The 22,460-nt window shown below is 72.1% G+C and carries 21 protein-coding genes; 12 read left to right on the top strand and 9 right to left on the bottom strand.

Annotated features, from left to right (window positions below; all coding sequences use genetic code 11):
- The first annotated feature begins 14 nt into the window (after positions 1–14).
- Complete coding sequence (locus AB0J55_RS44180) at positions 15–1,256, top strand: aminodeoxychorismate synthase component I (RefSeq protein WP_364263650.1); 1,242 nt, start codon at positions 15–17, stop codon at positions 1,254–1,256.
- 41 nt (positions 1,257–1,297) lie between these two features.
- On the opposite strand, the gene AB0J55_RS44185 is transcribed toward AB0J55_RS44180, so the two are convergent.
- Positions 1,298–2,254, bottom strand: coding sequence for a zinc-binding dehydrogenase (locus AB0J55_RS44185; protein ID WP_364263653.1), 957 nt, complete (start codon positions 2,252–2,254; stop codon positions 1,298–1,300).
- A gap of 42 nt (positions 2,255–2,296) precedes the next feature.
- On the opposite strand from AB0J55_RS44185, the gene AB0J55_RS44190 reads away from it, so the two are divergent.
- Positions 2,297–2,830 carry a QsdR family transcriptional regulator gene (locus AB0J55_RS44190; RefSeq protein WP_364263656.1) on the top strand — a complete coding sequence of 178 codons (534 nt, stop codon included), beginning with the start codon at positions 2,297–2,299 and terminating at the stop codon, positions 2,828–2,830.
- Here AB0J55_RS44190 and rsmI read toward each other — a convergent pair.
- Positions 2,823–3,659 carry a 16S rRNA (cytidine(1402)-2'-O)-methyltransferase gene (rsmI, locus tag AB0J55_RS44195; RefSeq protein WP_364263659.1) on the bottom strand — a complete coding sequence of 279 codons (837 nt, stop codon included), beginning with the start codon at positions 3,657–3,659 and terminating at the stop codon, positions 2,823–2,825. The genes AB0J55_RS44190 and rsmI overlap by 8 nt on opposite strands.
- Positions 3,660–3,726: 67 nt before the next feature.
- Here rsmI and AB0J55_RS44200 point away from each other — a divergent pair, with 67 nt between their 5' ends.
- A complete protein-coding gene (locus AB0J55_RS44200) occupies positions 3,727–5,295 on the top strand; it encodes a phospholipid carrier-dependent glycosyltransferase (protein WP_364263662.1) in 1,569 nt (522 codons plus the stop codon).
- Positions 5,296–5,397: 102 nt separating this feature from the next.
- Here the strand turns inward: AB0J55_RS44200 and AB0J55_RS44205 are convergent, their stop codons facing one another.
- Positions 5,398–6,111, bottom strand: a complete 714-nt coding sequence (locus AB0J55_RS44205) for a helix-turn-helix transcriptional regulator (RefSeq protein ID WP_364263757.1) — start codon at positions 6,109–6,111, stop codon at positions 5,398–5,400.
- Positions 6,112–6,193: 82 nt separating this feature from the next.
- Between AB0J55_RS44205 and AB0J55_RS44210 the strand changes: the two genes are divergently transcribed.
- Entirely contained in the window at positions 6,194–6,763 is a 570-nt protein-coding gene (locus AB0J55_RS44210) for a methyltransferase domain-containing protein (RefSeq protein ID WP_364263665.1), read from the top strand.
- Here AB0J55_RS44210 and AB0J55_RS44215 read toward each other — a convergent pair.
- Positions 6,760–8,520, bottom strand: a complete 1,761-nt coding sequence (locus tag AB0J55_RS44215) for a serine/threonine-protein kinase (protein ID WP_364263668.1) — start codon at positions 8,518–8,520, stop codon at positions 6,760–6,762. The two genes, AB0J55_RS44210 and AB0J55_RS44215, sit on opposite strands and share 4 nt — an antisense overlap.
- A 184-nt stretch (positions 8,521–8,704) precedes the next feature.
- Between AB0J55_RS44215 and AB0J55_RS44220 the strand changes: the two genes are divergently transcribed.
- A complete protein-coding gene (locus AB0J55_RS44220; protein ID WP_364263671.1) occupies positions 8,705–10,576 on the top strand; it encodes a propionyl-CoA synthetase in 1,872 nt (623 codons plus the stop codon).
- Between the two features lie 65 nt (positions 10,577–10,641).
- Positions 10,642–12,207, top strand: coding sequence for a beta-N-acetylhexosaminidase (locus AB0J55_RS44225; RefSeq protein WP_364263674.1), 1,566 nt, complete (start codon positions 10,642–10,644; stop codon positions 12,205–12,207).
- 43 nt (positions 12,208–12,250) lie between these two features.
- On the opposite strand, the gene AB0J55_RS44230 is transcribed toward AB0J55_RS44225, so the two are convergent.
- Together AB0J55_RS44230 and AB0J55_RS44235 are read right to left on the bottom strand one after the other, a co-directional pair.
- Positions 12,251–12,841: a TetR/AcrR family transcriptional regulator gene (locus AB0J55_RS44230; protein ID WP_364263677.1), complete on the bottom strand. Its 591-nt coding sequence runs from the start codon at positions 12,839–12,841 to the stop codon at positions 12,251–12,253.
- On the bottom strand, positions 12,831–13,514 hold the full coding sequence (locus tag AB0J55_RS44235; RefSeq protein WP_364263680.1) for an MOSC domain-containing protein: 684 nt from the start codon (positions 13,512–13,514) through the stop codon (positions 12,831–12,833). Before AB0J55_RS44235 ends, AB0J55_RS44230 begins: the two co-directional genes overlap by 11 nt.
- A 54-nt stretch (positions 13,515–13,568) precedes the next feature.
- Between AB0J55_RS44235 and AB0J55_RS44240 the strand changes: the two genes are divergently transcribed.
- A complete protein-coding gene (locus AB0J55_RS44240; RefSeq protein ID WP_364263683.1) occupies positions 13,569–14,948 on the top strand; it encodes a M20 family metallopeptidase in 1,380 nt (459 codons plus the stop codon).
- Here the strand turns inward: AB0J55_RS44240 and adh are convergent.
- Entirely contained in the window at positions 14,918–16,441 is a 1,524-nt protein-coding gene (gene adh, locus AB0J55_RS44245) for an aldehyde dehydrogenase (protein WP_364263686.1), read from the bottom strand. The genes AB0J55_RS44240 and adh overlap by 31 nt on opposite strands.
- A 108-nt stretch (positions 16,442–16,549) precedes the next feature.
- Between adh and AB0J55_RS44250 the strand changes: the two genes are divergently transcribed.
- Entirely contained in the window at positions 16,550–18,028 is a 1,479-nt protein-coding gene (locus AB0J55_RS44250; RefSeq protein ID WP_364263689.1) for a GAF domain-containing protein, read from the top strand.
- Positions 18,029–18,032: 4 nt separating this feature from the next.
- Here the strand turns inward: AB0J55_RS44250 and AB0J55_RS44255 are convergent, their stop codons facing one another.
- Complete coding sequence (locus AB0J55_RS44255; protein WP_364263692.1) at positions 18,033–19,007, bottom strand: NAD(P)H-dependent oxidoreductase; 975 nt, start codon at positions 19,005–19,007, stop codon at positions 18,033–18,035.
- Positions 19,008–19,146: 139 nt separating this feature from the next.
- Between AB0J55_RS44255 and AB0J55_RS44260 the strand changes: the two genes are divergently transcribed.
- Complete coding sequence (locus AB0J55_RS44260; protein WP_364263695.1) at positions 19,147–19,944, top strand: SGNH/GDSL hydrolase family protein; 798 nt, start codon at positions 19,147–19,149, stop codon at positions 19,942–19,944.
- Positions 19,923–20,480, top strand: a complete 558-nt coding sequence (locus AB0J55_RS44265; protein ID WP_364263698.1) for a TetR/AcrR family transcriptional regulator — start codon at positions 19,923–19,925, stop codon at positions 20,478–20,480. Before AB0J55_RS44260 ends, AB0J55_RS44265 begins: the two co-directional genes overlap by 22 nt.
- Here AB0J55_RS44265 and AB0J55_RS44270 read toward each other — a convergent pair.
- Positions 20,455–21,312, bottom strand: coding sequence for a GNAT family N-acetyltransferase (locus AB0J55_RS44270; RefSeq protein WP_364263701.1), 858 nt, complete (start codon positions 21,310–21,312; stop codon positions 20,455–20,457). The genes AB0J55_RS44265 and AB0J55_RS44270 overlap by 26 nt on opposite strands.
- Before the next feature lie 130 nt (positions 21,313–21,442).
- On the opposite strand from AB0J55_RS44270, the gene AB0J55_RS44275 reads away from it, so the two are divergent.
- The gene (locus AB0J55_RS44275) at positions 21,443–22,162 is read left to right on the top strand and encodes a DUF2786 domain-containing protein (RefSeq protein WP_364263704.1); all 720 of its coding nucleotides are present in this window, start codon (positions 21,443–21,445) and stop codon (positions 22,160–22,162) included.
- A gap of 53 nt (positions 22,163–22,215) precedes the next feature.
- Positions 22,216–22,386, top strand: a complete 171-nt coding sequence (locus AB0J55_RS44280) for a hypothetical protein (protein WP_364263707.1) — start codon at positions 22,216–22,218, stop codon at positions 22,384–22,386.
- Positions 22,387–22,460 lie beyond the last annotated feature (74 nt).

A 22,460-nucleotide genomic window follows, 5' to 3' on the forward strand; every position in this document is an offset into this window, starting at 1 on the left:
GGTGGTATGTCGCCATGCGCGTGACGAGCAGGCCACTCCGGCTGGACGTGACGCCGTCGCACGCCTTTTCGGTGCTGGCCCACCACAACGCGGCCCGCGGCCTGCCGCCGCCCGCCATGCTGTCCGGTGACTGGTTTTCCGCGCGGGCGGTGATCGCGCCATCGCTTGACGTGTCCCCTTCGGCGCTGCCCGCCTTCCCGGCCTCCGGCACCGCGTCCGAGGTGATCGGCGGCGGCTGGTTCGGCTACCTGTCCTACGACTCGGCGGACCCGTCGGGCCGGACCGGCGCGCTGCCCGCGTCCGCGTGGGGCTGGGCGGACCACGTGCTGCGCTGGTCGGCGTCGGGCACCTGTTACCTGGAGTCCCTGGACGGCGGCGGCCCTTCGGTGTCCACAATGGAATCCTTGCTGGCTTCGCCCGCGCCCGCGCTTTCGTGGACGGCGGGCCCGCTGCGGCGGCCGCTGCCCTCGGAGCACCGGGACGCCGTGAAGGCGTGCGTGCACGCCATTGAGGCCGGGGAGCTGTTCCAGGCCAACATCTGCTCGCGGTTCACCGGTTCGTTCTCCGGCTCCCCGGCCGCGCTGTTCTCGGCCGGGGTGTCGTCGCTGGCGCCCCGCCGGGCGGCCTTCTTGGCGGGCGTGTGGGGTTCGGTGGTGTCGTTTTCGCCGGAGCTGTTCCTGGCGCGGCACGGGCGCGTGGTGCGGTCGACGCCGATCAAGGGGACGCTGCCCCGCCGCGGCCCCGCCGACGACGGGAACGCCGCGTTGCTGCGCCGGTCCACAAAGGACGTCGCGGAGAACGTGATGATCACCGACCTGGTGCGCAACGACCTCGGCCGGGTCTGCGAAGTGGGCTCGGTGACGGTGCCGTCCCTGCTGCAGGTGCGTCCGGCGCCGGGGGTGTGGCACCTGGACTCGACGGTGACCGGCGTGCTGCGCCCTTCGGTTTCGGACGCCTCGCTGCTGGCGGCGACGTTCCCGCCGGGGTCGGTGACAGGCGCACCGAAGATCCGCGCGCTGGACCTGATCGCTGCTCTGGAGCCGTGCGGCCGCGGGGTGTACACGGGCGCGATGGGGCTGGTGTCCCCGGTGGCGGGCCTGGAGCTGAACGTCGCGATCCGGACGTTCGAGATCGCCGGCGGGACGATCGCGCTCGGCGTCGGCGGCGGGATCACGGCCGATTCGGATCCGGAGGCGGAGTGGCAGGAGTGCCTCCACAAGGCAGCCCCCCTGGAACACCTCCTGGCCGGCTCGTGAGTGAGTAACAGTGTTCTAACCCTGTTACTCACTCACGAGGGCTACTTGGCGGGGTCCAGCAGGAGTTTGCCGACGGTCTTGCGGGAACGCAGGGCCTCGTGCGCGCCCCGGGCGTCCGACAGGGCGTACTCGCCGCCCGCGATCGCCTTCAGCTTGCCGTCCCGCACGAGGTCGAACAGCTCGGTGAGCGCCGTGCCGAAGACGTTGCCCGGCAGGCGGAACACGTGCGGCAGCCACATGCCGCTGATCGTCGTGCTGTGGCCGAGGATGTTGCGCAGCTCCACCGGCTTCGGGTTCTCGCGGCCCGCCATGCCGTAGAACGCCAGGCGGCCGAACGGCGCGAGCGCGGCGATGCTCTGGTCGGTCGTCGTCCCGCCGACCATGTCGAGGACGACGTCGACCCGGCGGCCGTCGTTCGCTTCGAGCAGGGCCGCCGTCATGTCCTCCGCGCGCGAGTCGATCGCGACGTCGGCGCCGAGTTCGAGGGCGAGCGCGCGCTTCTCCTCGCTGCTCGCGGTGGCGATGACGCGGCCGGCGCCCCACGCCTTGGCCAGCTGCACGGCGACGGTCCCCACCCCACCGGCGGCGGCGTGCACGACGACCGACTCGCCTTCGGCCAGGTGGGCGTTCTTCCGGAGCAGCACCCACGCGGTCGTGCCCTGGACCAGCATGGACAGCGCGGTCAGGTCGTCGATGCCGTCGGGCAACGGGAAGGTGGTGGCGGCCGGGGCGACGGCCTTCTCGGCGTACCCGCCCCCGCCGTTGAGCAGGGCGACGACGCGCTTGCCGTCGTGGGTGCCGACGACCTCGCCGCCGGGGACGAGCGGCAGCTGCGACGGCGCGAGGTAGCTGTTTTCGGCCTGGTGGGTGTCGGCGTAGTTGACGCCGATGCAGTCGACGTCGATGAGGACCTCGCCGGGCCCGGCCACCGGATCGGGCAGCTCGACGGGGGTGAGCACCTCGGGCCCGCCGAACTCGGTCACCTGCACTGCGCGCATGTCGCGTTCCCTCTCCGTCGTTGTTGTGAGACATTCTGGCATATGTCTCAGGAGTTCGAGGTGGCCCGTGAGTGGTTCCTGTCCGGCCGGCGGCTGGACATGGGCGAGCTGGCCCAGGAGCTGTCGATCAGCCGGGCGACGCTGCACCGCCGCATCGGCAGCCGCGACCGCCTGCTGGGCGAGATCCTGTGGTCGTTGTCGTCGGCCTCGATCACCCGCCTGTGGCCGGCATGCGTCGGCCGTGGGGCCGCCGGGATCGCGGACTTCGTGAGCGGATACGTCCGCTTGGCGAACGACTCACCGCCGTTCCGCGACTTCCTCCGCCGCGAGCCGGAGCGGGCGTTGCGGCTGCTGACGACCCGCGCAAGCGTTTGCCAGCGGCGGACGACGGAGAAGCTGGTCACGCTGCTGGAGGGGGAGGTGGCGGCCGGGCGGCTGGTGCCGCCGCTGCCGGTGCCGGACCTGGCCTACCTGCTGGTGCGGATCGGCGAGTCGTTCGTGTACACGGACGTGATCACCGGAGACGCCCCGGACGCGGCGAAAGCGCATGCCGCAGTCACGGCGCTGCTCACCTGACCCGCGCCGCCAGCACGGCGTCGTAAAGCTCCTTCTTGGACACCCCGGCCGCCTCGGCGACCTCGGCCGCCGCCGACTTCAGGCGCTCCCCCGACGCCACCCGCGCCGACACCTCGTCCACCAGGTCCGCCACCGAAACCGCCCGCGGCGCCGCCCCCGCCAGCACCACCGTGATCTCGCCGCGCACCCCCTCCGCGGCCCACTCGGCCAGCTCTTCGAGCGTCCCCCGCTTCACCTCTTCGTACGTCTTCGTCAGCTCCCGGCACACCGCGGCCGACCGCGAACCGCCCAAAACGGAAACCGCGTCCGCCAGCAGTGACCCCAGCCGGTGCGGGGACTCGAAGAACACCGCCGTCCGGGGCTCGTCGCGCAACGCCGTCAGCCAGCGGGTCCGCTCGCCCGGCTTGCGCGGCGCGAACCCCTCGAAACAGAACCGGTCACACGGCAACCCGGACAAAGCCAGCGCCGTCGTCACCGCCGACGGGCCCGGCAGGCAGGTCACCGGCAGTGCCTCGGCCACGCACGCCGCCACCAGGCGGAAGCCCGGGTCGGACACGCTCGGCATCCCGGCGTCCGTCACCAGGACCACCGACTCGCCCGCGTGCAACGCCTCCAGCAGCTTCGGCAGGCGCGCCGACTCGACGTCCTCGTAGAAGCTCACCACCCGCCCGCGCGGCGTAACTTCCAGCGCCGACGCCAGCGACCGCAGCCGCCGGGTGTCCTCGGCCGCGATCACGTCGGCTTCCGCCAGGGCCGTGGCCAGGCGCGGGGAAGCGTCGCGGACGTCGCCGAGCGGGGTGGCGGCGAGGATCAAGCGGCCCGAAGTCACCCCGCCAGCCTAGGCTGATCAGCGGATCCGGACGACGGACGCCCTGTCCCGCCCGTAGGATCGCCCCGTGACCGCCGTGCTGACCCGTCCCGACGACGAAAGCGTCCGGCCGGACCCGGTCGAGGCGCTCCGGCCGCCCACCGACCGCGAACTGACCCTGCTCGGCCGAGGCATGCCGACGGACCGCCTCCGCGGCTGGGTCGTCACCCTCGTGCTGACCGTGATCGGCGGCATCGTCCGGCTGCAGAACCTCGGCGTCCCGACCGACAAGGGCAGCCCGGTCTTCGACGAGAAGCACTACGTGCCGCAGGCCTGGCAGGTGCTGCGCAACGGCGGTTACGAGGACAATTACGGCTACGAGCTGGTCGTCCACCCGCCGCTGGCGAAGCAGCTGATCGCGGTCGGCGAATGGCTGTTCGGCTACAACGGCTGGGGCTGGCGGATCATGCCCGCGCTGGCCGGCACGCTGATGGTGCTGCTGGTCGTCCGGATCGCCCGCCGGCTCACGCGCTCGACGCTGCTCGGCGCCATCGCCGGCATCCTCGTGATCAGCGACGGCGTGCTGCACCTGCAGTCGCGGATGGGCATGCTCGACATCTTCATCGCGCTGTTCGTGCTCGCCGCGTTCGCCTGCCTGCTCGTCGACCGCGACCAGGTGCGCGAACGGCTCGCCACGGCGGTCCGCGAGGGCTGGGTCAACGAGTCCGTCTGGGGCCCCAAGCTCGGCTTCCGCTGGTGGCGGTTCGCGACCGGCCTGATGATCGGGCTCACCTTCGGCGTCAAGTGGTCGGCGCTGTACTACATCGTCGCGTTCGGGCTGCTCTGCGTCGGTTTCGACGTCGCGGCGCGGCGCGCGGCCGGTGTCGAACGGCCGTGGCTGGGCACGATCCGCCGGGACGTGCTGCCCGCCCTGTGGGCGATCCTGCTCATCCCGTTCCTGATGTACTTCGCCGCGTACTGGGCCTGGTTCGCCAGCGAAACCGCCACCGACCGGCACTACACCGAGATCAAGGACATCGCGCCGGGCTTCTGGTCGTGGGTGCCGCCGGCGCTGCGCTCGCTCGGCGACTACACGGGCAACGTCCTGCACTTCCACGAAACGCTGGTCACGCCCAAGGACAACCCGCACCCGTGGGAGTCGAAGCCGTGGACGTGGCCGATGGGGCTGCGCCCGATGCTGTACAGCTACAACGGCGACGTCACCGGCTGCGGCGAGGCCCGGTGCATCAGCGCGACGATGCTGATCGGCACCCCGGCGATGTGGTGGCTGGCGATCCCGATGCTCGGCTGGGCGGTGTGGCGTTCGATCTTCCGCGCGGACTGGCGTTACGCGGCGGTGCTGGTCGGCTACCTCGGCGGGTATGTCTTCTGGTTCACCAACATCGACCGCCAGATGTACTTCTTCTACGCGACCCCGCTGGCCGCGTTCCTGGTGCTCGGGCTGACGCTGTGCCTGGGCCAGATCCTCGGCGGCGCCCGGCGCGGCTTCGAAAGACGCGGCACCGGCCTGCTCGTCGTGTCGTTGTACGTCGGGCTGGTGGTGGCGAACTTCGCCTGGCTCTGGCCGATCCTGAACGGCATCGCGATCACGAACGGCCAGTGGGAGGCCGAGCGCTGGCTGCCGTCCTGGCGCTAGTTACCAGTTCGGCCAAAAGCAGGCCGACCCCACGCGGCACGTAACCGTTGCTGCGAAGTCATTCGGCCGTGGCGGTGGCCGGACTGGTAACCATCGGCACAGTCAGCCCGCGAAGTACGCCCCCGGCGTGACGCCGACGGCCCGCCGGAAGGCGGCGACGAACGCGCTCGCCGAGCTGTACCCGATGCGGTAGGCCACCGTCTCCAGCGGCGTCGCCTCGGCCAGCAGCGGCAGTGCCGCCCGCAGCCGCACCTGGGTGCGCCAGGTCCCGAAGGGCATCCGGCACTCGCGGACGAAGATCCGCGCCAGCGTCCGTTCCGCGGCGCCGACGGCGCGGCCGAACTCGGCGAGGGTCCGCGGGTCCGCCGGGTTCGCGAGGACGGCCGTCGCCACGTCGAGGGCGCGCGGGTCCGACGGCGACGGCACCACGATCGGCACCACGTCCAGGGGTTCGAGCAGGTCGAAGGCCACCGCCTCGGCCCGCCGCCGCGCCGGCGGCGAGACGCCCTCGCCGGTCAGGTACTCCAGGAGCTCCCGCAGCAGTGGCCGGACGACGACCACCCGCGGCTCCGGCCACGCCACCGGGGACTGCGCCGGATCGGCGTAGATGCCGCGCAGCTGCGCCCGCCCGAGCGCGCCGGTGCGGTGGCGGACGCCGGCCGGCATCCAGAGCGCGCGCGTCGGCGGCAGCACCCAGCCCGCGTCCCCGGCCTTGACCGCGACGACCCCGCGCGCCGACCAGACCAGCTGGTGGGCGGGGTGCTCGTGCCACGGGAACCAGGTGCCGGCGGGCACGTCGAACGCCCCGAGCAGCATGGCGCCGGATTGGCTGTTCTGCGACATCGGTTGGCAGCATATCGGCTACCGGTCACCACGTCGGCTCCCTAACGTCGACGTCATGCCGATGAACCTCATCCACCGCAGGATCTGCAGCTCAGCGAAGTGGGCGCACAAGATCGAAGAACGGCTGACCCCCTGGCTGGCCCGGTTCGGCCTGGGTGACGACGTGCTCGAGATCGGCCCCGGGTTCGGTGCCACCACGAAGGTGCTGCTCGACGTCGTGCCGAAGCTGACAGTCCTGGAGATCGACCCCGCGTCGACCGAGCTGCTGCGGGCGAAGTTCGGCGACCGTGCCGAGGTCGTCGAGGGCAGCGGCGCGGAGATGCCGTTCGAGGACGGCCGGTTTTCCGCTGTCACCTGCTTCACGATGCTGCACCACGTCCCGACGGCACAGCTGCAGGACGCGATCTTCGCCGAGGCCGCCCGCGTCCTGCGCCCGGGCGGCACCTACTGCGGCTTCGACGCCCAGCTCAACTTCCGCTTCCGCCTCAAGCACATCGGCGACACGATGAACGTCCTCGACGCGGCCACCCTGCCGGCGCGGCTGGAGAAGGCGGGCTTCGAGCAGGTCGACGTCGAGGTCCGGCCGAAGGAGCTGGTGACCTTCTCGGCGGTGAAGCCCGGTTAGCGCCGGGGCAGCTGGCTCCCCGGCTGGCGGGGCACCACCCGGGTCACCGGGCCGTCCGGGGACTTGCCCGCCCGCGACAGCCAGCCCTCGACCTCACGCCGCACGGCGTTCAGCGTCGGGCGGCGGCGCGGCTCCGGGTCCAGGGACGCCGCCAGCAGCCGCGCGTGGGCGCTGCGCTGCGGCAGCCGGGACACCGGCTCGGCCCGGGCCGCCGCCATCAACGCCGCCATCGGCGTCTCGCGGGTGCCGCGGGGCGGCTGGCCCGACAGCGCGTAGCTGATCGTCGCGGCCAGCTGCCACGCGTCGGACGCCGGGGAGGCCGCCGAGCCCATCGCCTGCTCCGGGGCGACGAAGTCGGGCGTGCCGATCATCATCCCGGTGGCCGTCATCTTGGAATCGCCCTGGCTGCGGGCGATGCCGAAGTCGATCAGGTGGGCCAGGCCGCTCGGGTCGAGGACGATGTTCGACGGCTTGATGTCGCGGTGCAGGACGCCCTTCTCGTGCGCCGCGGCGAGCGCGCCCGCCATCGTCGCCCACAGACGGCCCGCGGCGACGTCGTCGAGCGGGCCCTGGCCGTCGACCAGCTCGGCCAGCGGACGGCCTTCCAGGTACTCCATCACCAGCGCGAGGCCGTCCGGCTCCTCGGCCAGGTCGTACACCTTGACGCAGTTCGGGTGGCTGACCACGGCCAGCGCGCGGGCCTCGCGCTGCATGCGCTCGGCGGTGTCGCGGTCCGGCGCGTGCGCGATCTTCAGCGCGACCGTGCGATTCAGCTGGGTGTCGACGGCCTGCCAGACCGTGCCGAACCCGCCCGCGCCGAGCTGCTTGACCCGCCGGTAGCGGCTGCCGCCGGCGTTGCGGGAGCCGGGCGGCGGCGGGATCGGGCCCGGTGCCGCGGCCAGCGCCCCGCCCATCGGCGGGGACGGCGGCTCGGGCGCCGAGGCCAGCGCCGTCTTCGGGTACGGCTTGTTGACCGGCGGGGGCGGCGGGGGCGGCGGCGTCGGCCGCGGCTGGACCTGCGACGGCGGCGGGCGGTGCGGCTCGGGTTCGCGGCGCGGCGGCGCGTCCGGCCGGTTGATCACCGACCACGGCGGCGGGCCGATCATCGCGACCGGGATCAGGCCCAGCACGCTGAACGGCAGGAACCCGAGCCAGAAGTGCAGCGCGGTGTTCGCTTCCATGCCGACGCTGAACACGATCATCGCCGCGAACGGGACCCAGAAGAACCGCGACGGCCACTTCGGGCCGCGGCGGAAGGCGGTGCGGCCCTGCAGCATGACGAACAGCAGCGAGCCGGCCGGCAGGACGATGAAGGCCAGCAGGTAGACGAAGAACGGCATGTCCTTGCCGCTCTGCGACACCAGCACGTCGTAGACGGTCTGGCCGCCGCCCAGGTACTCCTTCTGGGTGGTGACCCAGCAGGAACCGCTGGTCAGCGTGGACGCGGCGCCACGCGGCAGGCCCGACTTCTCGCCGGCCCACTCCGCGCGGAAGACGCCCGACACGCCGATGGACAGCAGCCACGGCATGACCAGCGTGGTGAACAGGCCGATCGCACCGAACACCGACAGCGTCGTGGCGTCGTACCGGTTGCCGGTGCCCTTCCGGATGATCGACACCGCCAGCGCGCCGGCCGGCGGGAGCAGCGCGACGAGCGCGCCGGCCGCACTCGTGGCCCAGACCCAGTCGCCGGGGCAGAAACCCGGGCCGAACAAGGAATGGGCTAGCGAGAGCAACGCGCTCGCGAGTCCGTTCACCGCCGGGCTCCCCTCACTGTCCGTGTTCACTTCGCACCGTCACGCGGTGAATTCCCGCGGTCCAGCTTAGGACGCTCCCGGGCTCCTTGAGGTTGCCGGGTCTTTCCTCCCGGGGAATCCGGCGCGGCCGCCGCGCCCGCGCCATGATGGGCAGCGGTGGAAGGTCCGACGCGAAGGAGCGGGAATGGGCGCGTACTCGGAAGCCTACCGGCGCAGCCTGGCCGAGCCGGACGCGTTCTGGCTGGCCGCGGCCGAGTCGATCAGCTGGACGAAGGCGCCGGAACGGGCGCTGGACGACGCGAACCCGCCGTTCTACCGGTGGTTCCCGGACGCCGAGCTGAACACCTCGTACAACGCCCTCGACCGGCACGTCGAAGCCGGCCGGGGCGGCCAGGCCGCGCTGATCTGGGACTCTCCCGTGACCGGACGGCAACGCACTTATACCTACGAAGAGCTGCGGGACACCGTCGCGCGCTTCGCCGGTGCTCTCAGCTCGCTCGGGGTCACGAAGGGTGACCGGGTGATCGTCTACCTGCCGATGGTCCCCGAAGCGGCGATCGCGATGCTGGCCTGCGCGCGGATCGGCGCGGTGCACTCGGTCGTCTTCGGCGGGTTCGCGCCGAAGGAGCTGGCCGCCCGGATCGAAGACGCGAAGCCCAAGGTCATCCTGGCGGCGTCCTGCGGCATCGAGCCGACGCGGGTCGTCGAGTACAAGCCGATCATCGACGCCGCACTCGGAATGACCGAGCACCAGCCCGACCACGTCGTCGTGCTGCAGCGCGAGCAGGCGCCGGCGGAACTTGCCAAGCACGACCTGGACTGGCGGGAGCTGGCCGCGGGCGCCGATCCGGCCGACCCGGTGCCGGTCGCGGCCACCGATCCGCTGTACATCCTCTACACGTCCGGGACGACCGGGAAGCCGAAGGGCGTCGTCCGCGACACCGGCGGCCACGCCGTCGCCCTCGCCTACTCGATGGACGCGGTCTACGACGTCCACGCCGGCGACGTCTGGTGGACGGCGTCCGACGTCGGCTGGGTCGTCGGGCATTCCTACATCGTGTACGCGCCGCTGCTGGTCGGCGCCACGACGGTGATGTACGAGGGCAAGCCCGTCGGGACGCCCGACGCGGGCGCGTTCTGGCGGGTCATCGCCGAGCACGGCGTCCAGGCGTTGTTCACCGCGCCGACCGCGCTGCGGGCCGTCAAGAAGGTCGACCCGGACGCCCGTGAACTCGGGAAGTACGACCTGAAGCAGTTCCGGACGCTGTTCATGGCGGGCGAGCGGCTCGACCCGGAGACCTACCACTGGGCCCACGAGAAGCTCGGCGTCCCGGTGGTCGACCACTGGTGGCAGACCGAGACCGGCTGGCCGATCGCGGCGAACCCGCGCGGCCTGGAGCCGATGGACGTGAAGGCCGGGTCCGCGACCAAGCCGGTCCCGGGCTGGGACGTCCGCATCCTCGACCAGGCGGGCGAGGAGCTGCCGGCCGGGCGCGAAGGCGCCATCACCGTGAAACTGCCGCTGCCGCCGGGCTCGCTGCCGACGCTCTGGGGCGCCGACGAGCCGTACCGCGAGGCCTACCTCTCGCGCTACGACGGCTTCTACCTCACCGGCGACTCCGGGTACTTCGACGAGGACGGCTACCTGTTCGTCATGGGCCGGACCGACGACGTCATCAACGTCGCCGGGCACCGGCTGTCCACCGGGTCGATGGAGGCGGTGCTGGCCTCGCACCCGGCGGTCGCCGAGTGCGCCGTCATCGGCGTGGCCGACCAGCTGAAAGGTCAGCTGCCGCGCGGGTTCGTCGTCCTGAAGGCGGGCGCGGACATCCCGCCGGAGCAGCTGCGCGAGGAGCTCGTGGCAATGGTCCGGCGGGACATCGGCCCGGTCGCCGCGTTCCGTGATGTGTCCATTGTGGACGCATTGCCGAAGACGCGGTCGGGCAAGATCCTCCGCAAGACCATGCGCGCGATCGCCGACGGCCGCGACGAGGCCGTGCCGTCCACGATCGAGGACCCGGGCGTGCTGGACGCCATCCGGCAGGCCCTTCGTTAAGGACTGTTCCAAATGCCCCGGCTGGTCTGTACCTTTGGAGGGAGTCCCCGACCGGAGGTGCCCCGATGCACTTGTCCCGAGCCGTCCTGACCGCGGCTGTCGTGAGTCTCGCTGCGGTCGCCGTACCCGCCTCGGCGGTGGCGGCGCCGGCCGCTCCCGAACGCAGCGTGACCGACGTCGTCCCGGTGCCCGTCTCGGCGAAGGCCGACCCGCGCGGCGATTTCCGGCTGTCGCCGTCGACCGTGATCACCGCCGACCGCGGCGCCGGCCAGGTCGCGGACTACCTGCGCGGCCTGCTCCGCCCGGCCACCGGCTACCCGCTGCCGGTGGTGCCGCACGCCGCGGGCCTGCCCGCGATCGCGCTGCAGCTGGGCCACGACGCGCGGATCGGCACCGAGGGTTACCGGCTGACGGTCGCGCGCACCGGCGTCACCCTGAAGGCCAACACCGCCGACGGGCTGTTCGAAGGCGTGCAGTCGCTGCGGCAGCTGCTGCCGTCGGCGATCGAGGCGAAGCGGGTGCAGCACCGGACGTGGACCGTCGCCGGCGGCACGATCCTCGACTACCCGCGCTTCGCCGAGCGCGGCGCGATGCTCGACGTCGCCCGGCACTTCTTCCGGCCGGACCAGGTGAAGCTGTATGTCGACCAGATCGCCCAGTACAAGGTCAACACGCTGCACCTGCACCTGGCCGACGACCAGGGCTGGCGGATCGAGATCAAGAGCTGGCCGAAACTGGCGACGGTCGGCGGCAGGACCGCCGTCGACGGCGACCCGGGCGGCTACTACACACAGGCGCAGTACCAGGACATCGTCGCGTACGCGGCTTCGCGGCACATCACCGTGATCCCGGAGATCGACATGCCGGGCCACACGAACGCGGCCCAGTCGACGTACGCGGAGCTGAACTGCGACGGCAAGGCGGTCCCGGTGCGCACGGACACCGAGGTCGGCTACAGCTCGCTGTGCATCTCCTCGCCGGTCACGTACAAGTTCGTCGAGGACGTCGTGCGCGAGCTGGCGGCCATCACCCCCGGCCCGTACCTGCACATCGGCGGCGACGAGGCGCACTCCACGCCGCCCGCGGACTACCTCGCGTTCGAGAAGAAGGTCCAGCCGATCGTGGCCAAGTACGGCAAGAAGGTCACCGGCTGGCACGAGATCGCGAAGTCTGACCCGCCCGCCTCGGCCGTTCCGCAGTACTGGGACTTCGGCGGCGACAACGCCTCGGTCGCGGCCGCGGCCGCACGGGGCAGCAAGATCCTGATGTCGCCGGCGAACTACGCGTACCTGGACATGAAGTACACCGAGTCGACACCGCTCGGCCAGGACTGGGCGGCACTGGTGGAGGTCCGCGACGGCTACAACTGGGATCCCGCGTCCCTGGTGACCGGCGTCGGCGAGAGCCAGGTCGCCGGGGTCGAAGCGCCGCTGTGGACGGAGACGATCCGGACCAGCAACGACATCGAGTACATGGCGTTCCCGCGGCTGCCGGGCATCGCGGAGATCGGCTGGAGCCCCAGGTCGACGCACGACTGGGACGCCTACCGGGCGAGGCTGGCGAAGCAGGCGCCGCGCTGGGTGCTGCAGGGCATCGACTTCTACCGCTCCCCGCAGGTCGACTGGAAGTAAGCACGTCGTGAGTGGGAAACAGTGTTAGAACACTGTTTCTCACTCACGACAGTCTTGCGCCGATGGCTCGTCTGGCCAGGGCGTATGCCTGGGTTCCGCCGTTCAGGACCGCGTCGGCGTTGGCTGCGCGGCCGAGGGCGTGCAGCTCGAACGCCAGCAGCTCCGGGTCCGCGTCGAGGTGGCCGAGGGAGACGGCGTCCAGGCAGGTTTCCCGGATGAAAGCGGCGAACGAGCCGCTCGCCGCCGCCACGGCGTCGTGCACGCGGCCCGGGCGCGCGTCGAACTCCGCGCCGACGTTGAAGAAGAAGCAGCCGCCCGGGAAGATCCGGCGCTCCGAGTACTCCAGCCAGCTCTCGCAGATCGCCCGCAGCCGCGGCAACCCCGGTGCGACCTCGCGAGCCGGCGTCACGACGTGCGAGCGGAAGATCTCCCACGCCGCCTCGATCGTCGCGAGCTGCAGCTCCTCCTTCGACCCGAACAACGCGAACACGCCGCTCTTGCTCAGCTCCAGTTCGGTGGCCAGCCGGCCGAGGGACAGCCCGTCCAGGCCGTCGACCGACGCGACGTCCACCGCCCGGCGCAGCACCAGGCGGCGGGTCGCGTCACCGCGGGCGAGCCGGCCGTCACCCGGCACGCCGCGCCCGCCAGCGGTCCACAGTGGACCTGACCCCCGCGCCCCACGACGCCGAGAGCGCCGGGGCCGAGAGGACGCGGTCGGCGAAGTCGAGCGCCGCTTCGACCTTCTCCTCCGGCAGCTGCCCGTAGTTCGCGAAGGACACGACGTACACCTCGGCGATCGTCGGCCCGTCCGCCCGCTCGACCAGTTCGACCGCCCCCGACGTCGGGACCGTGCCCGGCCGCAGCACGCGCAGGTACCAGCCGCTGCGGCCGGAACCGATCATCAACGGGGTGACGTCCTTGCGGCCGGTCTTCATGGCCAGCTTGAAGCACGGCGACCGCGGCTGCGAGACCTGCACGAGCGCGTCCCCCCAGGCCCAGACGTCCCCGATCCGGACGTCGTCCTCGGTGACCCCGCTCAGCGAGACGTTCTCGCCGAAGCCCCCCGGCTCCGCGGTGAGGCCGTCCTCGCGCCAAGCCGGGTAGTGCTCGGCCGGGTAGACGTAGACCGCCTTGTCGACCCCGCCGTGCACGGTCAGGTCGGCCTGCCGGTCGCCGTCGAGGTTCAGTTCCGTCAGCTTCAGCTCCGGCGCGCTGACCCGGGCCTTCGTGATCGCGCTGAGCACCGGCTGGTCCCGCCGGTGGCCCAGGACGCTCGGTTCCCCCACGTAAACGCTGTCGACGTGCATACCCCGAAGGTAGCACGACCGTTCGTAAAGTTTACCCGCTTTAAGGTGGCGGTCATGGATCTGCTCGGCAAGGCCCGCGCCCACGCCGATTCCGGCACCCTCTTCACCGACCTGGCCAAGCTGGTCGCGTACCCCACGGTCAGCGACGTCCCGGAGGGCCGCGCCGCCATCCAGGCGTACCTCGACGAGGTGCTCACGCCGGCGCTGAACGGCCTGGGCTGCGACGTCACGCAGCACGCCAATCCCGACCCGGCGGGCGGCCCCTTCCTCGTCGGCGTCCGCACCGAGGGACCGGACCTGCCGACGTTGCTCTGCTACGGCCACGCCGACGTCGTCGGGGAGGCCGGCGAATGGGGTGCCGGCCGCAGCCCGTGGACGCTCACCGCCGAAGGCGACCGCTGGTACGGCCGCGGCACGGCGGACAACAAGGGCCAGCACCTGATCAACCTCACCGCCCTGCGGCTGGTGCTGGCCGAGCGCGGGCGACTGGGTTTCAACCTCAAGTTCCTGTTCGAGACGGGTGAGGAGATCGGGTCGCCGGGGCTCACGGAGTTCGCCGCGCAGGAGAAGGCGCTGCTGGCGGCGGACGTCCTGATCGCCTCGGACGGCCCCCGCCTCGACGCGGCGACACCGACGCTGTTCCTCGGCGCCCGCGGCGGCGTCCGGATCGACCTGGACGTCGACCTCTTCCCGGGCGGCCGGCACTCCGGCAACTGGGGCGGCATCCTCCGCAACCCGGCCACCACGCTGGCCGGCGCGATCGCGAGCCTGGTCGACGGCCACGGCCGCATCCAGGTGCCGGAACTGCTGCCGCCGGAGCTGCCGGGATCGGTGCGCGAGGCACTGGCGGACGTCGTGGTCGAGGCCCCGGACCCCACCTGGGGCGCCCCTCGGCTGACGCCCGCCGAACGGCTCTACGGCTGGAACACCCTGGAGGTGCTTTCGCTCGGCGCGGCGGACGTCGACCGCCCGGTCAACGCGATCCCCGGCCGGGCACGAGCGGTCCTGCAGCTGCGGTACGTCGCCGGGACCGACGTCGGCGGGATCGCCCCGGCGATCCGCAAGCACCTTGCGGAGCAGGGGTTTCCGATGGTTTCGGTGCGCACCGAAACCAGCTTCCGCGCGAGCCGGACCCCGGTCGACGACCCGTGGGCGGCCTGGGCGAAGTCCACTTTGGACAGTGTCGCCGACCGGCCGGTGGCCCTGCTGCCCAGCTTCGGCGGCGGCCTGCCCAACCACGTGTTCACCGACGTCCTCGGGCTGGCGACGCTGTGGCTGCCGCACTCCTACCCGGGATGCCGGCAGCACGCGCCGGACGAGCACCTGCTCGCCCCGGTCGCCCGGGAAGGCCTGGAACTCGCCACGGCGCTGTTCGACGCCTTCGGCTCAGCGCCGCCGCGGCATCAGAAGAACCCGAGGGCCTGGTCGGAGTAGGAGACCAGCAGGTTCTTCGTCTGCTGGTAGTGGTCCAGCATCATCTTGTGCGTCTCGCGGCCGATGCCGGACGCCTTGTAGCCGCCGAAGGCCGCGTGCGCAGGGTAGGCGTGGTAGTTGTTCACCCAGACGCGGCCCGCCTGGATGTCGCGGCCGGCGCGGTAGGCGACGTTGCCGTCCCGCGACCAGACACCCGCACCGAGGCCGTACAGCGTGTCGTTGGCGATCTTGAGCGCGTCGGCGTAGTCGTCGAACTTCGTCACCGACACGACCGGGCCGAAGATCTCCTCCTGGAAGATCCGCATCTTGTTGTCGCCCGCGAACACCGTCGGCTCGACGTAGTAGCCGCCGGACAGCTCGCCGCCGAGGTCGCTGCGGGCGCCGCCGGTGAGGATCTCCGCGCCCTCCTGCTTGCCGATGTCGATGTAGGACAGGATCTTCTCGAGCTGGTCGCCGGACGCCTGCGCGCCGATCATCGTCTCGGTGTCCAGCGGGTGGCCCTGCTTGATCTTGCGCACCCGGGAAACGGCGTCGCCGAGGAAGCGGTCGTGGATGCCGGACTGGATCAAGGCCCGGGACGGGCAGGTGCAGACCTCGCCCTGGTTCAGCGCGAAGAGCGCGAAGCCCTCCAGCGCCTTGTCGTAGAAGGCGTCGTTCTGCGCGGCGACGTCGTCGAAGAAGATGTTCGGGCTCTTGCCGCCGAGCTCGACGGTGACCGGGATGATGTTTTCGCTGGCGTACTGCAGGATCAGCCGTCCGGTGGTGGTCTCGCCGGTGAACGCGATCTTGCGGACGCGGCTGCTCGAGGCCAGCGGCTTGCCGGCCTCGATACCGAAGCCGTTGACGATGTTGACCACGCCCGGCGGGAGCAGGTCGCCGATGACCGACATCAGCACGTGGATCGACGCCGGCGTCTGCTCGGCCGGCTTGAGCACCACGGCGTTGCCCGCGGCCAGCGCCGGGGCGAGCTTCCAGACCGCCATCAGGATCGGGAAGTTCCACGGGATGATCTGGCCGACCACGCCGAGCGGCTCGTGGAAGTGGTAGGCGACGGTGTGCTCGTCGATCTGCGAGATGCCGCCCTCCTGGGCGCGCAGAGCACCGGCGAAGTAGCGGAAGTGGTCGATCGCGAGGGGGATGTCGGCGGCGAGGGTTTCGCGGACCGGCTTGCCGTTCTCCCACGACTCGGCGACCGCGATCGCCTCGAGGTTGCGCTCCATCCGGTCGGCGATCTTGAGCAGGACGTTCGCGCGCTCCTCGATCGAGGTCCGGCCCCACGCCGGCGCGGCGCCGTGGGCCGCGTCGAGCGCCTTCTCGACGTCGTCGGCGTTGCCCCGCGCGATCTCGCAGAACACCTTCCCGGTGACGGGGGTCGGGTTCTCGAAGTACTGGCCGCTCGCGGGCGGGACGTACTCGCCGCCGATGTAGTGGTCGTAACGCGGTTCGAAGCTGACGACGCTGCCTTCGGTGTTCGGTGCGGCGTACTGGACCATCGCTGCCTGCCTCGTTGCTCGGAGTGACGGATGAGCTGGTGGCCGCCGACGGTAGGTGCGGCAACGTTGCACGCGCGTTGCACCGCGGTGAGCTGGCTCTCTACGCTGGTGAACGTGGCAGAGGCGCCCGAACCGGAGCTGCTGCGCGACCCCGAGTCGTACGCGCGGCTGCTGGAGCACGTCCGTGAAGCGGTGCTGGCCGGCGTGCCCGGCCCGCGTTCGCCACGCTCCGTGGTCTCCGCGTCCTGGGACCGTTCGCTCGCCGCGCAGATCGACCCGGAGGCGGGCGAGGCGCCGTTCGTGTACGACGCCGGCGCGCTGGCCGCCCTGCGCGAGGCCCACCCGCTGGCGCCGGTGCTGCCGGTGCTGCGGCAGATGCTGGTGAGCATCGCCGACGACGCCGAGCACCTGATGATCGTGACCGACGCCGACGGCCTGATCCTCTGGCGCGAGGGCGCGGCGGGCCAGCTGCTGCGCGGCGACCGCGTCGGCCTCACCGAAGGCACGCGGTGGAGCGAGGCGGCGATCGGCACGAACGCCATGGGCACGGCACTGGCCACCGGGGAGCCGGTGCAGATCCACTCGGCCGAGCACCTGGTCCGGCGCTACCACACGTGGACGTGCGCGGCGGCGCCGGTGCGCGACCCCGAGACCGGCGCGCTGCTGGGGTCGATCGACGTCAGCGGCCCGCTGCGCACGGTCCACCCGGCGATGATTTCACTGGTCAGCGCGACGGCGCAGCTCGCGGAAGGGCAGCTGCGCGCCCAGCTGGCGGTCCGTGACGAACGCCTGCGGCGGGTCAACATGCCGCACCTGGAGGCCCTGCGCGGCCGCCCGGGCGCGCTGCTTTCGGCGGCCGGCCGGGTGCTCGCCGCCCAGGCGTGCACCCTGCCGTCCACAGTGGACGTCCGGCGCGGCGGCGGGACGGTCGCCCTGCCCGACGGCCGCCTCGCCACGGTCGAGCCGCTGCCCGAGGGCTACCTGCTGCGGCTGTCGGGGACACCGGGAGCTCACCGGTCCCGGCTACATCTGGAGTACCTGGCCGACGGCACCCAAACGACCACTGTGGACGGTCGCGAAGTCCCGTTGACGTTGCGGCACGCGGAGATCCTGACCCTGCTGACCCTGCACCCGAACGGCCTTTCGGCGGAACGCCTGGCGCTGCAGCTCTACGGCGAGACCGGCAACCCGGTGACGGTCCGCGCGGAGATCCACCGGCTGCGTTCGCAGCTGGGCGCGTCGGTGGTGCAGACGCGCCCGTACCGCCTGGCGGCCGACGTCGACGCCGACTTCCTCCGGGCCCGCACGGCGTTGCGGTCCGGCACGCCGGCCGGCGTCCTGCGCGACTTCCGCGGGCCGCTGCTGCCGGAGTCCGAGGCGCCGGCGATCCGCGAGGAGCGGGAGACGCTGACCGCGCAGGTGCGTCAGGTGGCGTTGAACAGCCGCGACCCGGCGGTCCTGTGGTCGTTCTGGGAGACGGCCTGCGGTGCCGACGACTTCGCGGTGCTCGACGCCCTGCTGCGGACGCTTTCACCGGCCGACCCGCGGCGGGCCGCCGTGACAGCCCACCGCGCGCGGCTCGGCTGAGCCGTCAGGGCGCCAGCTCGGTCATCCCCCGGCCGGTCGCGAAGTCGAGCGGCACGGAAGCCTGGTCGTGGACGATCACCCAGTCGTCACCGGTGTGCCGGAAGACGAAGGTGGCCCGCACCCACATGCCGTCGCTCACGACGCCGTTCTTCAGGGTGCCGCTGACCCGCCCGAAGCCGTGCCCGACGGCGAGGTCCCCGCTCACGGCGATGGTCAGGTCGCGCAGTTCGTAGTCGACCTTCTCGAAGATCGTGAACACCTTCGCCCAGTTTTCCAGCTTCGCGTCGACGCCGACGTGCTGCAGCGGCGGTTCGACGTCGAAGGACACGACGCCCGGGGCGTAGCAGCGGCGCAGCGCTTCGAGATCCTTGTTCCGCAGCCCGCCGACGATCGCGTCGAGCCGCCGGCGGATCGCGGTATCGGCGTCCCCGCGCCGCAAGGTCGCCAGGGCGGCGCTCCAGGCGACGACGTGGTCGAGCACCAGGTCCAGCGCGGCGAGCTGGTGGTCACCCGGCTTGAACTCGGTGCGGTTTTCGAATTCGGCCGCCAGCGGCAGCGTGACCTGCGGAGCCACGTCGGCCAGCTGCAGCGCCCCGCAGACGAGCCGCAGCTGTTCGACCGACCGGGCCCCGCCGGCACCGCCGTACGAGACGAACCCGGCCGCCTTGGTGTTCCATTCGACGTGCACGTGGTCCATGGCGTTCTTCAGCACCCCGGGCACGGAGTGGTTGTACTCGGGCGTGACGAACACGAACCCGTCGCACGCGGCGACGGTGGCGGCCCACTCCCGGGTGCGCTCGTCCTGGTACCGCCCGGAGAAGCCCGGCGGCTCCTCGAGGTGCGGCAGCGGGTGGTCCCGCAGGTCGACGAGCGCGAATTCGGCGTCCATCCGGTCCACGGCGCGGGCGTGGACCCAGCGGGCCACCTGGTCGCCCACGCGGCCGGGGCGGGTGCTGCCGAGCACGATTCCGATCTTCATCGTCGTTCTCCCCTGTTCGGTTGCTTCCGGGAGTACGACGAAGCAGGGCGCCGGAGTGTGAGGTGACCGAAGTAGACACCGTCTACAGAAGTTTGATAGACAGTGTCCACAAGGTGAACCACGGGTTACGGAGACCGGAATGAGCTACCACCGTTTCGTCGTCCTCGGCGACAGCTGCGCCGAGGGCCTCGACGACCCGTACCCCGGCAGCCACCAGTACCGCGGGTGGGCCGACTTCGTCGCCGCGCGCCTGGCCGAGGACGAACCCGGCTTCCGCTACGCCAACCTCGCCGTCCGCGGACGGCGGCTCGACCAGATCGTGCCCGAGCAGGTCCCGGCGGCCACCCGTCTCGAACCCGACCTCGTCGCGCTCTTCGGCGGCGGCAACGACGTCATGAGCCGCGGCTGGGACGCGCGCACGGTCGCCCGCCGGGTCGACGCCGCCATCCGGGCCTGCACCGGGATCGCGCCCGTCGTCGTCACCTTCACGCTCAGCGACGTCTCCCGCCGGATGCCGCTGGGCAGCCGGATGCGGCCGCGGATCGTCGCGCTCAACGAGGCCATCCGCGAGGCGGCCGTCAGCTACGGGGCCCAGCTCATCGACCTGTGGCCGGACCCGGCCGTCACCGATTCGCGGTACTTCGGCGCCGACCGGCTCCACCTGTCCGAGCACGGCCACCGCCGGCTCGCCGCGTACGTCCTCGCCCGGCTCGGCCTCGGCCACGACCCCGCCTGGCTCGCCCCGCTGCCCGGCGCCGCGGCCCCCGGCAGCCGGCGCGCCGACCTGCAGTGGCTGCTGCGGGAGGTGCTGCCGGTCGCCGTGACGCGCACGCGCAACCGGCTGATCGGCCGCCAGCCCGGCGACGGCTTCCTCCCGAAGCGTCCCGACCTGCTCCCGGTGACCTTGGACGAGGCATGGGCACCCGGCAACGCCTGATCGACACCGCGTCCGAGCTCCTCGCCGAGGAAGGCGTCGACGCGGTGACGCTGCGCGGGATCGCGAAGGCCGCCGGCGTCTCGCACGGCGCGCCGCTGCGGCACTTCTCGGGCCGCGCCGAGCTGCTGTCCGCCGTCGCGACCCGCGGGTACGCCGCCCTGCTCGCCCGCCGGGAGACGCTGCCGGAGACCTCCCCGCGGGAGCGGCTCACCGCGGCCTGCCACAGCTACCTCGACTTCGCGCTGGCCAACCCGGCGATGTTCGAGCTGATGTTCCGCCGCGACCTGATCGACGCGGACGACCCGGCCCTCTCGGCGGCGGCGAGCGCGGTGTTCGACACCTTCGCCGTGCTGGTGGCGGCGGTCCCGACGCCGCTCGCCCGATCCGGCGCCGACCTGCGGCTCGTCGCCGCGTCGCTGTGGGCCGCGCTGCACGGCCTCGCCCAGCTGTGGCTGTGGGGCGGCCTGGCCGGAGCGAGCTTCGCGCCATCGCCCGAAGCGGCGCTGGCTGTCACGCTCGACGCGTACCTCGGCTGAGGAGCGCGTCGAGGTCCAGCTGAACGGCGATCATGGCCGGCAGCGAGCTGAAGCCGAGTTCGCGGTTGACCCGGATCATGTGCGCGTTCTCAGCCCCGGTGGTGGTGCTGATCCGCCGCAGTCCGGGCCACTCGGCGAGCAGCCACCGGATCATGTGTGCCTTGACGCAGCGCCCCAGGCCGGGCCCGCGGTGCCCGGCGACCACCGCGGTGTCCCGCTGGTAGCCCCAGTCCGGCCGGCGCGGGTGCACGCACACTTCGGTGAACCCGGCGACGTCCCCGGTCTCCTCGTGAACCGCGGCGACGGTCCGCTGTTCGAGGCCCTGCGACCGCGCTTCGGCTTCGGCCGCGCGCACCCGTTCCGCCGTCCACGCCGGCCACTGGTAACCCGAATCCCCGAGCGGAGCGTCGTGGATCGCCGCCCGTGCGTCGGCGTAGGAATCGAGCAAGGCGTCCGGGGCCGCATCCGCCCACCGCACCACCCGGTAGCCCACCGGGACGGTCAAGTCCCAGCGCGACCGGTCGGCCTCGGCGACGACCAGGGCCTGCCGCACGATCGTCCGCACCGGCCGGAAGCCGAGCGCCTCGGCCCACGGCTCCCCGGCAGAACCCGCGACGACCTGCCAGCCTTCGACGCTCCGGCGGTCCCGCGCTCGCAGTTCCGGCAGCACCGCGTGCAGCAACGCGGTGCCGATCCCCGAGCGCCGCGCGGCCGGGTGCACGACGACGTCGACCAGCCCGATTCCGGCGTTTTCGGCGTCGAGGAAGTACACCTCGGCGAACGCGACGAGCTCTTTGCCGCGGTATGCCACCCACTGCGCGGCGTCCCCCATCCCGGGCAGCGGCTTCCTCAGCCGTCCGACGGCGGGCCGAAGCGTTCGATCGTGACCATCCCTCCAGTGTCCAGGCCGACACGCCGACCCGGTCCGCGCGCCCGAACACGTGATCGAATACCCTCTCCGCATGACCGAGTCAGACCCGCAGCTCGAGCGCATCCGCAAGCTGCTGGCGAAGGCCGAAGACCCGGCGGTCACCGAGGCGGAAGCCGAGGCGTACAACCAGAAGGCCGCCGAGCTCGTCGCGCGGTACGGGATCGACCAGGCGATGCTCGCCGCGTCCGGCGCGGCCACCGACGAGATCGGCACGCTGAAGATCCCGATGAACGACCCGTACAGCCGGGACAAGGCGAGCCTGCTCACCTCCGTCGCGTACCCGCTGCGCTGCCGGACCCTGTTGCACCGCTACGGCCAGAAGGTCGACAGCGTCACGGTGTTCGGCTACCGGTCCGACCTCGGCCGGGTGGAGCTGCTGTTCACCAGCCTGCTGCTGCAGGCGAGCACGCAGCTGACGCGCGTCCGCCCGGGCGGGTTCTTCCCGGGCGAGTCCCTGGCCGCGTACCGGCGCACGTGGCTGCACGGCTTCGCCCGCGCGGTCCACGAACGCCTCACGCACGCCGAGCAGGAAGCGGTCCGCACGGCGGCGCCCGGCGTGCGGTCGGCGGAACTGGTGGTCCGCGACCGCGCGCAGCTGGTCCAGCACGCGTTCGACGCCGAGTACGGCGACCTGCGCGCGGCCGCACCCCGCCGGCTGTCCGGCAGCGGCTACCTCGACGGCCACGACGCGGGCACCCGCGCCAACCTCGACCCGTCGGCGATCACCCGCCGGACGAAGGCGTTGCGCTGAACGTCGCCCGGATGCCGCGATCGGGCGGTTGAGCTCTTCGCTTCACGGGGCGGATGCGCGTTGTCGATCTTGCCACCCGCCCGGATCTCCTCGACCCCGCGCTGAGCCTCGGCGACGTCGGCGGCCCGTTCATCTACCAGGGCGCCAGCGGCCGCATGATCACCGGCGAGCGCTTCCGGCGCCTGTGGGCCGAGTATTTCCGACCCCGATGCTGGGCGCGGTGAAGGCCCGGGCGGCGGAAACGGGGCTGCGCAAGCTGATCGTGTCGGTCCGCCCGCACCCGATGTAGGACTGCTTA

The sequence above is a fragment of the Amycolatopsis sp. NPDC049688 genome, from assembly GCF_040674975.1.
Classification (GTDB): Bacteria; Actinomycetota; Actinomycetes; order Mycobacteriales; family Pseudonocardiaceae; genus Amycolatopsis.